At 65.4% G+C, this 13,213-nt stretch carries 14 protein-coding genes and 2 pseudogenes; 7 read left to right on the forward strand and 9 right to left on the reverse strand.

Translation table 11 applies throughout. The features are described 5' to 3' along the window. On the forward strand, positions 1-193 hold a 193-nt coding region (locus XAXN_RS21185; protein WP_167694779.1), incomplete at its 5' end, for an IS3 family transposase. On the opposite strand, the pseudogene XAXN_RS10215 reads toward XAXN_RS21185, so the two are convergent. From XAXN_RS10215 to XAXN_RS10240, 6 genes and pseudogenes are all read right to left on the reverse strand, one after another. Continuing rightward, positions 175-666 (reverse strand): annotated as a pseudogene (locus tag XAXN_RS10215) (MOSC domain-containing protein); the annotation flags it as partial. The gene XAXN_RS21185 and the pseudogene XAXN_RS10215 sit on opposite strands and share 19 nt — an antisense overlap. Beyond that, the gene (locus XAXN_RS10220; RefSeq protein ID WP_054319466.1) at positions 663-1,865 is read right to left on the reverse strand and encodes an aminotransferase-like domain-containing protein; all 1,203 of its coding nucleotides are present in this window, start codon (positions 1,863-1,865) and stop codon (positions 663-665) included. The gene XAXN_RS10220 and the pseudogene XAXN_RS10215, both read right to left, overlap by 4 nt. Positions 1,866-2,090: 225 nt before the next feature. Beyond that, positions 2,091-2,591: a hypothetical protein gene (locus XAXN_RS10225; protein ID WP_054319467.1), complete on the reverse strand. Its 501-nt coding sequence runs from the start codon at positions 2,589-2,591 to the stop codon at positions 2,091-2,093. A 60-nt stretch (positions 2,592-2,651) separates the two neighbouring features. After that, positions 2,652-2,906, reverse strand: coding sequence for a DUF6587 family protein (locus tag XAXN_RS10230; RefSeq protein ID WP_054319468.1), 255 nt, complete (start codon positions 2,904-2,906; stop codon positions 2,652-2,654). Position 2,907: 1 nt separating this feature from the next. Continuing rightward, on the reverse strand, positions 2,908-4,767 hold the full coding sequence (gene feoB / locus XAXN_RS10235) for a ferrous iron transporter B (RefSeq protein WP_054319469.1): 1,860 nt from the start codon (positions 4,765-4,767) through the stop codon (positions 2,908-2,910). Further along, positions 4,764-5,012, reverse strand: a complete 249-nt coding sequence (locus tag XAXN_RS10240) for a FeoA family protein (protein ID WP_042822215.1) — start codon at positions 5,010-5,012, stop codon at positions 4,764-4,766. Before XAXN_RS10240 ends, feoB begins: the two co-directional genes overlap by 4 nt. 114 nt (positions 5,013-5,126) lie before the next feature. On the opposite strand from XAXN_RS10240, the gene XAXN_RS10245 reads away from it, so the two are divergent. The 6 genes from XAXN_RS10245 (at position 5,127) to XAXN_RS10270 (ending at position 9,267) form a co-directional block, all read left to right on the forward strand. Further along, positions 5,127-5,924, forward strand: coding sequence for an enoyl-CoA hydratase-related protein (locus tag XAXN_RS10245; protein WP_054319470.1), 798 nt, complete (start codon positions 5,127-5,129; stop codon positions 5,922-5,924). After that, a complete protein-coding gene (locus XAXN_RS10250; protein WP_054319471.1) occupies positions 5,921-6,310 on the forward strand; it encodes a VOC family protein in 390 nt (129 codons plus the stop codon). The genes XAXN_RS10245 and XAXN_RS10250 overlap by 4 nt, the downstream gene beginning before the upstream one ends. 106 nt (positions 6,311-6,416) lie before the next feature. Further along, positions 6,417-7,313: a hydroxymethylglutaryl-CoA lyase gene (locus XAXN_RS10255; RefSeq protein WP_054319472.1), complete on the forward strand. Its 897-nt coding sequence runs from the start codon at positions 6,417-6,419 to the stop codon at positions 7,311-7,313. Positions 7,314-7,449: 136 nt separating this feature from the next. Then, positions 7,450-8,220, forward strand: coding sequence for an SDR family NAD(P)-dependent oxidoreductase (locus XAXN_RS10260; RefSeq protein WP_054319473.1), 771 nt, complete (start codon positions 7,450-7,452; stop codon positions 8,218-8,220). Between the two features lie 106 nt (positions 8,221-8,326). Continuing rightward, entirely contained in the window at positions 8,327-8,893 is a 567-nt protein-coding gene (gene yeiP, locus XAXN_RS10265; RefSeq protein WP_042822209.1) for an elongation factor P-like protein YeiP, read from the forward strand. Next, positions 8,893-9,267 (forward strand): hypothetical protein, encoded by a 375-nt coding sequence (locus XAXN_RS10270; protein WP_054319474.1) that lies wholly within the window; start codon positions 8,893-8,895, stop codon positions 9,265-9,267. Before yeiP ends, XAXN_RS10270 begins: the two co-directional genes overlap by 1 nt. Before the next feature lie 229 nt (positions 9,268-9,496). Here XAXN_RS10270 and XAXN_RS10275 read toward each other — a convergent pair whose 3' ends face one another. The 3 genes and pseudogenes from XAXN_RS10275 to XAXN_RS10285 all read right to left on the reverse strand — a co-directional run bounded on the left by XAXN_RS10275 (position 9,497) and on the right by XAXN_RS10285 (position 13,085). Next, positions 9,497-11,335: a DUF7844 domain-containing protein gene (locus tag XAXN_RS10275; RefSeq protein ID WP_054319475.1), complete on the reverse strand. Its 1,839-nt coding sequence runs from the start codon at positions 11,333-11,335 to the stop codon at positions 9,497-9,499. After that, positions 11,332-11,632 (reverse strand): annotated as a pseudogene (locus XAXN_RS10280) (DUF2388 domain-containing protein). Before XAXN_RS10280 ends, XAXN_RS10275 begins: the two are co-directional and overlap by 4 nt. 34 nt (positions 11,633-11,666) lie before the next feature. Then, entirely contained in the window at positions 11,667-13,085 is a 1,419-nt protein-coding gene (locus tag XAXN_RS10285) for an FAD-binding oxidoreductase (protein WP_054319476.1), read from the reverse strand. Positions 13,086-13,213 lie beyond the last annotated feature (128 nt).

Genomic DNA, 13,213 nt, shown 5'->3' on the forward strand with positions numbered 1-13,213 from the left:
ACGCTTCCATTACGACGATCACGCACAACTGCAACAGCATTTAGCCAACTTCATCGACGCCTACAACTACGGTCGCAGGCTCAAAGCTCTGAAGGGTCTGACACCGTACGAATTCATCTGCAAGCAGTGGACATCCGAACCCGAGCGGTTCAAAGTGAATCCGATCCATCTAATGCCGGGACTGAACAGGTAATACCAGCCGGTACGGCCGGTTTCCTGCACACGCCGCGCCAGCTCGCGCACACCAAACCGGTCCGACAGCTTCCAGCACGGTTGTCGCAACTGTGACACCTCCACCACAGCCGTGCCCAAGGTGAAGCGATCACCGAGACAGACGTCGGCTTCGGTCACGCCCACACTGCTGAGGTTTTCGCCGAAGGCACCTGCCGCCTCCAGCAACACGTGCGGACCAAGTTCATCGCGCCAGGCGGCGTAGTGATCGCGCAGGTAATGATGGATGGCCTTGTCCGGCCCGCCATGCACGCGCCGGTCGCCTTGCTCGTCGCCCTCCAGGCCTTCGATGTCCACCTGCACCGCCCGCTGCAGCGGCCGTTTGTCGATCGCACTGCGGCTGCCGGGGCGAGTGAAGTCGCGCGCGCTGCCGACGGCTACGTGATCGATCCTGATCGCGATCAGCGCACCCTGCTCCGCCGTCGCCACCGTCACGCACCCAGCCCTGGCGATTCGGCAAGCGCCTCGCGCAGCAGCTCGCCCAGCACCTGGATGCCGGCATCGATCTTCTCGCCGGGTACGGTGACGAACGACAGGCGCAGCGTATTGGTCTGCGGCAAGGTGGCGAAGAACGGCGCGCCGGGTACGAACGCGACATTGCGTGCGATGGCCCGCGCCAGCAACGCGGTCCCGTCCAGCCCCGGTGGCAGGGTCACCCATAGGAACATGCCGCCCTCCGGGCGATTCCACTGCATCTGCGCCGGGAAGTGCCCGTCCAGCGCCTCCAGCATCAGGCTGCACTGGCGCGCGTACAGCGCACGGATCTGCGGCATATGGGTTTCGAGAAAATCGTCCTGCAGCGTCTGGTACACCACGCGCTGCGTGAACGATGGGGTGTGCAGATCGGCCGCCTGCTTGGCCTGGATCAGCTTGCCCAGCACCGCTTCGGGCGCTACCACATAGCCCAGCCGCAGGCCGGGCGCGAGCACCTTGGAAAAGGAGCCCATGTAGATGACGCCTTCCGGGTTCATCGACAACAGACTCGGCAACGGCTGGCCGCTGTAGTACAGCTCGCCATACGGGTCGTCTTCGACGATCGGCACGCCTGCCTCGGCCGCACGCGCCACCAAGGCCTGGCGACGCGCCAACGGCAAGCGCCGGCCGGTGGGATTCTGAAAATTGGGCAGACAATACAGAAAGCGCGCATCGGCCAGCAACGACGGATCCAGCGCATCCACCACCACGCCGTCCGCGTCCGAGGGCATGCCGACGAATGCCGGCTGGAACAACGAAAACGCCTGCAATGCGCCCAGGTAGCTCGGCGTTTCCACCAGCACCTTGCTGCCTTCGTCGATGAAGACCTTGCCGAGCAGGTCCAGGCCTTGTTGCGAGCCGGTGGTGATCAGCACCTGGCTGGGGCGGATGCCGGCGCCATCGCGACTCAGTCGCGCGGCCACCCATTCGCGCAGCGGCGCATAACCTTCGGTCGGGCCGTATTGCAATGCCGCCTGCGGGGCGTCGCGCAGCACCTGGTCGCTGGCAGCGCGCATGCGCTCCACGGGAAAGGTGGCTGGTGACGGCAAGCCGCCGGCGAAGGAAATGACCTCCGGCCGTTCGGTCACCTTGAGAATTTCGCGAATCGCCGAACTGGTCAGCGCCTGCGCACGTCGGGAGATCTGGAAGGAAGTCGTCATGGCGCAAGCATAGCGAACGCCAGTGGTTGCGGCGCTGTGCAGTACAGCGACGGATCGCTGGCCACTCGTCGCCAGGCACGGAGTCCAGAGGCAGCAGCACGTCGCCGGCAATCACCAGGCAACGGTGGAGGGCGGCACTGCAACTGCTCTGTCCGCATCACCACATGCCGCACCCAGCGCCGATCGCGCCGCGGGCAGCACGCGCAGTCGCTTGGTCAGCGGTGCTTATTGATACGCCGGGCCAACCCAGGCAGTGCCTTCGCTGCGGGCGATGAGCGTCTTCCAGCGCTTGCGGATCACCGTGTCGCGTGTGCGAAAGGTCATGCGCACACCCGGCAGACCAAGCGTGGCGCGGGTTTCGACCATCGCCGAGTGCTCGTCTGCGGCGATGTCGATCTTGGTGATCGACTGCTTGTAATCGATCAGCTCTTCCGGATCGGCCACGTGGCTCATCTGCCGCAGCACCTGTGCCCATTCGCCGTTGGACTTGCAATATTTCTCGCGGTTGGCGGTCTGCCGCTGCTGATGCGAATCCATGCGGTACAGCACCCCCATTTCGAATTCCGGCGCGGTCATCGCGCAGAGCACCTCGCCGTCCTGGCTCAAGATCGCCTTGTCGTGCGCGGCATAGAAATCGCGCACCTGCTTTTCGTCGAGCGCGTTGCCACCGTAGTTATAGACACCCGCAACGACCGCCAGCACCGCCAACAACACCAGCAAACGCATCACCGCCCCCCTGTTCCGCCGCGTCCTGTGGCCGCGAAAGTGTAGCCGACGCCGCGGGTATCAGTGGCGACGCGGCGGTGTCGGGCCGCAGCTGTCGCAACCACCGCAGGCCGAGACGTTTTGGGTGGCGGGCGGTGCCACGCGGCGCCCCAATGTCTGCATCCATGCCGGTCGCCCGTTGCGCAGCAACCCAAGCGCAAGGGCGCCACGCAGGCGACGCAGCACACCGGGAAACTGTTTCTTCATCACCACCCACAGGCTGACCAGCACTACGATGGCGATCACCAGGTATTGCAGCGCGAGCGAAAGCGTCATCTCAGCCGGCTCCCAGCAGCACGGCCAGCTGGTAGGTCACCAGCGACGCCAGGTAGGCCAGCGCGAACAGGTACACCGCGCTGATGGTCATCTGCTTCCACGAGTTGGTTTCGCGCTTGATCGTGGCCAGCGTGGAAATGCACATCGGCGCGTAGATGTACCAGACCAGCAGCGACAACGCAGTGGCCAGCGACCACCCGTCGCTGATCAACGGCGACAGCGCCTGCGCTGCCGCGTCATCGTCGGCAGCAGACAACGCGTACACCGTGGCCAGCGAGGCCACCGCCACTTCGCGCGCGGCCAGGCCGGGAATCAACGCGATGCAGATCTGCCAGTTGAAGCCCAGCGGTGCGAAGAACACCGCCATTGCGTGGCCGATACGACCGGCGAAGCTGTAGTCGATCGCCGGCAAGGTGACATTGGCCGGCGCTTCGGGAAACGACAGCAGGAACCACAGCAGGATAGTCAGCGCCAGGATGATGCCACCCACGCGCTTGAGAAAGATCCATGCGCGCTCCCACAGCCCCAGCGCCAGATCGCGTACCTGCGGCACGCGGTAGGACGGCAGTTCCAGCATCAACGGATGCTCGCTCTTGTCGCGCCGCCATTTCTTCATCGTCCACGAAACCAGCAGCGCACTGACAATGGCCGCAGCGTACAGACCGAACAGCACCAGCCCCTGCTGGTTGAAGATGCCCCACACGATCTTCTGCGGAATGAAGGCGCCGATCAACAACGCATACACCGGCAGCCGCGCCGAACACGTCATCAGCGGCGCGACCATGATGGTGGCAAGCCGGTCGCGCGGATCCTGGATGCTGCGTGTGGACATGATGCCTGGCACCGCACACGCAAAGCTCGACAACAGCGGAATGAACGAACGTCCCGACAAACCAGCCACCGACATCATGCGATCGAGCAGAAACGCCGCACGCGGCAGATAGCCGGATTCTTCCAATGCCAGGATGAAGGCGAACAGGATCAGGATCTGCGGCAGGAACACGATCACCCCGCCCAGCCCGGCGATAACGCCATCCTTGAGCAGGCTATTGAGCGGACCTTCCGGCAAGGTCGCACCGACCCAATCGCCCAAGGCAGCGGTGCCGCCGTCGATCAGGTCCATGACCGGCGCAGCCCAGGCGTAGACCGCCTGGAAGATCAGGAACATCACCACCGCCAGCGTGAACAGGCCCCAGACCGGATGCAGCAGCCAGCGGTCTAACGCATCGTCCACGCGCGAGGTGCGGGTGGGCATGGTCACCGCTGCGCCCAGGATCTGCCGCACCAGCGCGTGATAATTACCGTCGGCCAGCGGATTGGCGGCGGGCGCCGCCAGGCGTGCCGCTTGCGCATCGAGCCGCTCGACCAGCACCTTGGCACCACCGCGCCGCACCGCCACCGTTTCGACCACCGGCACGCCGAGCGCCTGCTCCAGCGCCGGCAGATCGATGACGATGCCGCGTCGCTGCGCGGCATCCATCATGTTCAGCGCCACGATCATCGGCCGGCCGAGCTCGCGCAGTTCCAGCGCAAAGCGCAGATGCAGGCGCAGATTGGTCGCGTCCATCACGTAGACCAGCACGTCCGGCGCCGGCTCGCCCGGATAAAAGCCGCGGCACAGATCGCGGGTGATCGCCTCATCCAGGCTCGCCGGTTGCAGGCTGTAGGCGCCGGGCAGATCCAGCACCGCAAAGGCGCGCCCGGACGGTGCGCGGAAGTGGCCTTCCTTACGCTCGACGGTGACGCCGGTGTAGTTAGCCACTTTTTGCCGGCTGCCGGTCAGCTGGTTGAACAGCGCGGTCTTGCCGCTGTTGGGGTTGCCAACCAGCGCCAGGCGCAGCGGAACGGTGGCCGCGGTCATGCCGATACTCCCGCATGGCGCACCTGCACGCGCGCGGCCTCGCTGCGCCGCAGGGCAAAACGCGTATAACCCACCTGCACCAACAACGGCTCGCGACCGACCGGCCCGGTAGCCAGCACCGTGACTTCCTCGCCTGCGACAAACCCCAACTCCCGCAAGCGCCGGGCGATCGTGTCGTTGGGGAGACGATCCTCCACGGAGTCCACGATGGCGGCGCGATGCAAAGGCATGTCGGACAGCGTCACAAAGACGGCCTGATTGTTAGGAATGGTTCTCAATTCTAGCATCGACGCACCGCGTCATGGCTCCGGCGACCCGGCCCGCTATCATGGTTCGCATCCCATTCATGGACGTACGCAATGCAGGACACCGGCTTGATCGTCGAAGACCACGGAGCGGTCCGCACCTTGCGATTGCATCGCCCTGCAGTCCACAACGCCTTCGATGCGACGCTGATCGCCGCGCTGACCGATGCCTTACGCGAGGCGGGCCGGGCGTCGCAGATGCGCGTCGTCGTGCTCACCGGTGATGGCGCGGCTTTTTCCGCCGGCGCAGACCTGAACTGGATGCATGGCATGGCCAGCGCCAGCGAAGCCGAGAACGCCGCCGACGCACTGGCGCTGGCGCAGCTGATGCGCACCCTGGATGAACTGCCCAAGCCCACCATCGCGCGCGTCAACGGGGCCGCCTTCGGCGGAGGTGTCGGCCTGGTGGCGTGTTGCGATATTGCCATCGGCTGCACCGAGGCGCGCTTCGGCCTGACCGAGAGCAAGCTCGGCCTGCTGCCGGCGGTCATTTCTCCCTATGTGGTTGCAGCGATCGGTGCGCGCCAGGCGCGGCGCTGGTTCGCAACCGCCGAGATCTTCGATGCCGGTACCGCGCAGTTGCTGGGTCTGCTGCACCAGCTGGTGGCTGCCGATCAACTGGATATCGCCGTGGAGCGCCAGGTTCGCCTGCTGCTGGCCGCGGCGCCGCTGGCCACCAGCAGCGCCAAAGCGCTGGTGCGCTCAGTGCTGCCGGCTGCCGACCGCGATGCCATCGATGCCGCCAATGCGGCGTTGATTGCCCGTCTGCGCGTGTCCCCCGAAGGCCAGGAAGGCCTGGGTGCGTTTCTCGACAAGCGCAGCGCCGCGTGGGTGACGGAGAGCCTGGCGTGAGCGCGATCGACCATATCGGCCTGGCCTGCAGCGATCTGCAAACCAGCAGCGCGTTCTACCAGGCCGCGCTTGCGCCACTGGGCATCACGCTGCTGGTGGAACTGACGGCCGCGCAGACCGGCAGCCGCGCGCATGCCGGCTTCGGCACCGAGCGCCCGTTTCTCTGGCTGGGCTCCCACGCGCAGACGCCGGGCACCACCCATGTCGCGCTGACGGCGACCGACCGCGACAGCGTCGATGCGTTTCATCGTGCTGCGCTGGCCGCCGGTGGCCGCGATCACGGCGCACCCGGCCTGCGCCCGCATTACCACGCACATTATTTCAGCGCCTTTGTGCTTGACCCTGATGGCAACAATTGCGAAGCGGTCTGCCACCTCCCTGCATGAGTCTCTTTCCCATGTCCCTGGTTTCCTTGTTCGCGCATTCTGCCGCCACCGTGCATGAGGTTGCGGCGATGTCTGCACGCCGCCATGCGCGCAGCGATGTGCGCGCATGAGCGACTTCGTCCGCATTGTCGAAGTTGGCCCGCGCGATGGCCTGCAAAACGAAGCGCAGCCGATCGCCACTGCCGACAAGATCGCGTTGATCGATCAACTCTCGGCCACCGGGCTGCGCACGATCGAAGCGACCAGCTTCGTCAGCCCGCGCTGGGTACCACAGCTGGCCGACGCCGCCGAGGTGTTTGCCGGCATCGCGCAGGCGCCGGGCATCGCATATCCGGTGCTGGTGCCCAACCTGCAGGGCTACGAACGCGCACGCGCCGCCGGAGCGCAGGAAGTGGCGGTATTCACCGCCACGTCGGAGGCGTTCAATCGCACCAATACCAATGCCGGCATCGACGAATCGATCGAACGGTTTCGGCCGATCCTGCAGCAGGCCGCGCTCGATGGTGTGCGCGTGCGTGGCTACGTCTCCACCGTGCTGGGCTGCCCGTACCAGGGCAAGGTGCCGGTGGCCGATGTGGTCGATGTGGCGCAACGTCTGCACGCGCTCGGCTGCTATGAAATCTCGCTGGGCGACACCATTGGCGTAGGCACACCGCTCAAGGCGCGTCAGATGCTGGCCGCGGTGGCGCAGGCGGTGCCGATGCAGGCGTTGGCGGTGCATTTCCACGATACCTATGGGCAGGCGCTGGCCAATATCGCGGCCTGCCTGGAGCAAGGCGTGCGCGTGATCGATGCGGCCGTGTCCGGTGCGGGCGGCTGCCCGTATGCCAAGGGCGCCAGCGGCAACGTTGCCAGCGAAGACGTGGTGTACCTGTTGCAGGGGCTGGGCATGCCCACCGGCATCGACCTGCCGGCGCTTGCCCGCACCGGCCGCTGGCTGGCGCAGCTGCTCGGTCGCGACACCGGCAGCAAGGTCGGCAAGGCGTTGGCTGCCGCCGGCTGAGGGATCCCTGCCCGAGCAATCGTGCACCACCCACCACCGCGATCACGCAGGGGCTTCGGCTAGAATTGCCGGCCGCTCCGCCGATCGTTCGTTTGCCGCTACCACCGGCCATCAACGCTACTCAGGGAACCACCGCATGCAGCCATCTTCTGTCCTTGCCATCGTTACCGGCGGCGTTTCCGGCCTCGGCGTGGCTGTCGCACAGCGTCTGGTCGCCGACGGCGGCAAGGTCGCGCTATTCGACGTCAACGCCGACAAAGCCGAGGCGGCGTTGGCGCTGCTCGGTGCCGGCAACGCGCATTACCTCGCCACCGATGTCACCGATGAGGCCCAGGTCGCGGCCAATGTGGCGCAGGCCACGCAGGCGCTGGGCGGATTGAATCTGGTGGTGAACTGCGCCGGCATCCTCGGCGCCGGCCGCGTATTGGGCAAGGAAGCGCCGATGCCGTTGGCCACCTTCCGCAATACCGTGCTGGTGAATCTGGTCGGCAGCTTCAATGTGGCCAAGGCCGCGGCCGATGTCATGCAACACAACACCAGCGGCGATGACGGCGAACGCGGCGTGATCGTCAATACCGCCTCGGTCGCCGCATTCGAGGGCCAGATCGGCCAGGCCGCGTATGCGGCCAGCAAAGGCGGCGTGGTCGGCATGACCTTGCCGATGGCACGCGAACTGGCGCGCTTCGGCATCCGCGTGATGACGATCGCACCGGGCGTGTTCTGGACCCCGATGGTCGACGGCATGCCCGAGGTCGTGCAGCAATCGCTGTCGGCCTCCATCTCATTCCCCTCGCGCCTAGGCCAGCCCGACGAATACGCCGACACCGTCGCCTTCATCCTGCGCAACCGCTACCTCAACGGCGAAGTGATTCGCCTGGACGGCGGCGTGCGGTTGGCACCCAAGTAGCCGGGATTGGGGATTCGTCACAGCGAGAACTCCGTACCCTCCCCGCCTCCTGCAATCCTGTTTTTGCCAATCCCAAATCCCCAATCCCTAATCTCTGACTCAACCCATGAAAGCCAACGACATCAAGAAAGGCAACGTCGTCGAATACAACGGCGGCATTTACCAGATCCGCGACATCGAACGCAGCTCGCCGCAGGGCCGCGGCGGCAATGTGCGCTTTCGTTTCATCATGTACAGCGTGCCGGGCGGAGTGAAAACCGACGCCAGCTTCGACGCCGACGACAACCTGCCGGAAGTCGAGCTGCTGCGCCGGCAGTCCACGTTTTCGTACAAGGACGGCGAAGCGTTCGTGTTCATGGACGACGAAGACTTCACCCCGTACACGCTGGATGCGGACGTGATCGGCACCGACGCCGGCTACATCACCGATGGCCTGAGCGGCATCTATGTACAAGTGATCGACGACCAACCTGTGGCCGTGCAATTGCCGCAGACGGTGACGCTGGAAGTGGTGGAGACCCCACCGGAATTGAAGGGCGGCACCGCCACCAAGCGGCCCAAGCCGGCCAAGCTCAACACCGGCATGGAAATCATGGTGCCCGAGTACATCACCAACGGCGAACGCGTGCTGGTCAACACCACCACGGGCGAATTTGCCGGTCGCGCCGACTGATGCGTCGCTTTGCTGTGGTCGTGGCGGTGGGTGTGCTGGCGCAACAAGCACCAACGCAGGCCGCAACGCCTGCGCCGGTGGCCTGCACCGATCCCAAGGTGAAAGACGAATGGCTGCAGCATCCGGCAGGCCTGTGCGGCATGCCGGAGGATGTGCGCAGACTGGTCGACGACTACGACACCTGCGAGCACTTCGGCGGCGAAGAGCCGTATGACGCCGACCGCCGGCATGAAATCGAAGTGGCCGTGGCACAGTTCTGCACGCCGGCACCAGCACGCCTGGCCAAGTTGATGCAGCAGTACCGCAACGACGCGCATGTAAGCCAATGGCTGCGTGAGTATGCAAAGCAAGCGGATCTGCAACCGGCCGGCTGAGATACATCGGCTGATACGACAGCTGTGTGCTAGTGAGGTGGGCTACTCCTGCTAGTCGCAGCATCATCAGAACTCACAGCTGCGGACTGCAGCCCTTCCTTTCTCGCCAAGAGAAGGTGGCGCGCCGCCCGCTCAATGAGGGCGAGGCAATTCGGGGAATGCTGGCTGCCCTACCCTCACCCCAACCCCTCTCCCGACGGGAGAGGGGCAAACAGTTCACCCGTTCTGGTCAGGGTCGCGATTGCACGTGCGCAGGGGCGAGGGTGAGCACGTCGGCGGCGGCCGCATCGCCGCGCGCAAGCACACGCAGACGCGCACGCAAACGTTCCACATTCGCTTCGCCCTGCACCAATCCATTGCGCACGTTGGCCGGCAATTGCTGGCGTCCAGCCAGCTGCAGCTGTTTCCAGCCACCGACCAACACCTCGCTTTCCTGCGCCACGCGCGCGCTCAGCCGTTGCTGCTCGTCGGCTTGCGGCAAGCCATACCCCACGCTGCCCAACAGCACCGCCGGATGACTGAGTTGCGCCTGGCGCACGAACAGCGCCTGCAGCTGCCCCTGCACCGCGTCGCGCGCGGCCATGCCCGGTTGCAACAGGCGCTTGAGCGCATCGCGCGCCAGCAATTCCTGACGACGCAGGGCCGCCTGTTCCAGCAACAATGCCGCTGCAGTTTCGCGCAGACCACCGCGGTCGAACCATTGCGCGCGCACCTCGGGCGCGGCATCCAGCCACTGCGCGACAGTAGTCTGCGGCACTGCGATGCCACGCCGAAGTACGTCGAACATGGCCTGGTAATGCGCTGCCGCCGATTCGAAGTAATAGCCCTGGCGGATGGCTTGTGCAGGGTCGTCTAGCACCCGCAGATCGGCGACGCCGGCACGCTGCAATCGTTGCCGCAGACCGCGCGGCGTGATCGAGGACAAGTTCGCCGCAGCCAGACGCGGCGCCCCGTCATGCAGCAACTTGTAGGTTTCCACCGCGCAGTTGTTGCCAATGAAGTAATAGCGCCCGTCGTAGCTCCAATGCACCTGCGCGGCGCGCTTGAGCAGGGCCGCGATCTCATCGGGCGCCAGCGTCAGCGGCACCGACGACAAGGCACGCAATTCCACCTTGGTGTATTCGTCAACGACCTGGTTCAACGGCAGCACGAACAGCCGCGACGGGTACGAACCAGTCAGCCCACGCCAGCCGGAAATCTGCACATCGACCACGAACGCGCGAAACGACAGCACGCGGTGGTACTGCAGATCCAGCCGGCACGCCGGGCCTGGGGTACGCCCGGGTGCGCAGATCACCAGGCGCAACATGCTATGGCCCCAACGGCTCATCGGCTGCTCATTGCCCTCGGCAAGCAGATAGTCCACCGCGTACACGCGTGCTGGATCCAGCGACAGCAACGACATCGCACCGGCGTCGTTGTCGGCCTGCAGGTACGGTAACGCGGTCTCGCAGGGCACAGCGCCCTGCGGCGTCCCGAGGCGCTGCGTAAACCAGGCCGCCAGCACGGGAAGTCGGCACGCGTAGTCGGCGTCCAGCACGTAATGCTCGAGATTGACCGCAACGAACTCGTCCGGGCTGCGGTCGCTGAACCGGTTCGCGCCGCGCCCCAGCCGCCACGGCCGCACCTGCCAGCCGGCAAGATCGCGCAGGCGCCGATCGCGGGACAACGCGCTGCCTGCGCCGCGATCGAGCACATGCGCTAGTTCGTGTATCAGCGCGGCCATCGCCGCGCGCGTGGCAGCTGCGTTGCGATCGAAACGTGCTTCATCGGATTGCGCGCTCCACGCCTGCAGCAGCGCGCGATCGAGCAGGATGCGATTGCCGATTGCACAGCCATGTACCTGCGCCGGCAAATCGGTGCGCCATTGCAGCTGGATCGGGGCGGTCATCCGCTGCGTCCAGCCCGGCGGCAGTCGCTGCGCGACCTGCTGCACCAGTGCGTTGCTTGCTTGGATCTCAGCCGGACGCAAGTCCGACCGAACAACCTCGACCAACAGTTCGGCCTGCGCCTGCGGTTCGATCAAGGCGGCCAGCAGCAGCCAACCGCACCGCCGGCGCAGACTCACTGGGCCAGGATGGACTGCGCCAGCTCCAGATCGCTGGCCAGCCGCGCCGCGTCGCTACGGCCACGCAACTGCAGCAACGCCGCTTCCAGGCGCGCGCCGCGGATGACCCCATCGCTGGCGACAAAACCCGCCGCATCTTCGCGAGCGTCGGCCACCACCTTGTCGTCGCCGGAACTGCTGCCGGAAGAATTTGGACGAGCCAGCCGACGAGGCACCTGCCGACGTCCCGGCCAGGCTGGATGCGAACGCTGCCAGCGGCAGCAGCGTCAAGGCGCAGAACACGAGGGAGCGCATCATGGGCTGATCGATTCCGTGTGAAGGTGCTGGAAGACTAACCGGCGGGCGTGTTGGCAGGTGCGTCATGCATCTCGAACAGCTTGCCGGGATTCAGCAAAAGATGCGGATCGAGCACATGCTTGATTCCGCGCATCAAGGCGATTTCCTCGGCAGAGCGCGTGCTCCACAGATAGGCCTTCTTGACCAGACCGATGCCGTGTTCGGCGGAAATGCTGCCGTCGAAACGCTGCAGCGCCTGCGCCAGCAACTTGGTAACCTGATCGCAAGCCGCAACGAAATCGGCCTGGCTGGTGGCATCGGGTTTGAGCACGTTGATGTGCAGATTGCCATCGCCAATATGCCCGAACCACACCACATCGAAGTGCGGATAGGCCTCGCTGAGCAAGGCCTGGGTTTCGGCCAGGAAGGCCGGCATCGCCGAAATGCGCACCGACACATCGTTCTTGTACGGCGTGTAGCGCGCCAGCGCTTCGGTGATGCCTTCGCGCAGGCGCCACAGTTGCGCGGCCTGCGCATCGCTCTGGCTGATCACGCCATCGCTGACCCAGCCCTGCTCTATGCAGGTCTCGAAGGCCGCCATCGCGGCAGCTTCCTGCGCCTGATCGCCTGCCGCGAATTCGGTGACCACGTAATACGGGTGCACCTCGGCGAACGGCGCCTGCGCGCCATGCGCAAGCACATGTTCCAGCGCGCGATCGGTAAAAAATTCGAAAGCCTCCAGGCGCAGCTGCGCGCGGAACGCGGCGAACACCTGCATCAACACCTCGAAGGATGGCAATGCCAGCAACATCACATTGCTGGGCGGCGGCGGGTCGGTCAGCCGCAGCACGGCCTCGACGATGATGCCAAGCGTGCCTTCGGAGCCGATCATCAAATGGCGGAAGTCGTAGCCGCTGGAATTCTTCACCAGCGCATTGTTGAGTTCCAGCAACTCGCCGCCACCGGTGACCACCTTCAACCCGGCCACCCATTCGCGCGTATTGCCGTGACGGATCACCCGGATACCGCCCGCATTGGTGGCGATATTGCCGCCGATCGAACACGAGCCGCGCGCGGCAAAATCCACCGGATACACCAACCCATGCTCGCGCGCGGCGTTGTGCACCGCTTCCAGCGGCATGCCGGCCTGCACGGTGAGCGTGCGATCCACCGCGTTGAAATCCAGCGGCTTGTTCAAGCGCTCCAGGCTCAGCACCAGCTCGCCGTTGGCAGCCACTGCGCCGCCCGATAATCCCGTGCGCCCCCCCGACGGCACCACCGCCACGCCCTGCGCGTTCGCCCAACGCATGACCGCCTGCACTTCCTCCACCGAGCCGGGCAAGGCGATCGCGAGCGGGTTCGGCGTCCAGCGGCGGGTCCAGTCACGCCCGTAATGCTCCAGGTCGGCCGGGTCGGTCTTCAAACGCAACGCAGGCAAGGCCTGATGCAACGAAAGGATGCGGGGATCGGTCATGGCACGCGGCGATGCGGTAGGAACTGCACAGCGTGCCAGCGCTGGCCTGCCTCGTCCAGCCGACGCACTTACGGCCGACGCCACGTTGGATTCAGCTGAAACCGTTGCACCGCAAGGGCTTTGGCGGT

It is taken from the genome of Xanthomonas axonopodis (assembly GCF_001304695.1).
GTDB lineage: Bacteria > Pseudomonadota > Gammaproteobacteria > Xanthomonadales > Xanthomonadaceae > Xanthomonas > Xanthomonas axonopodis.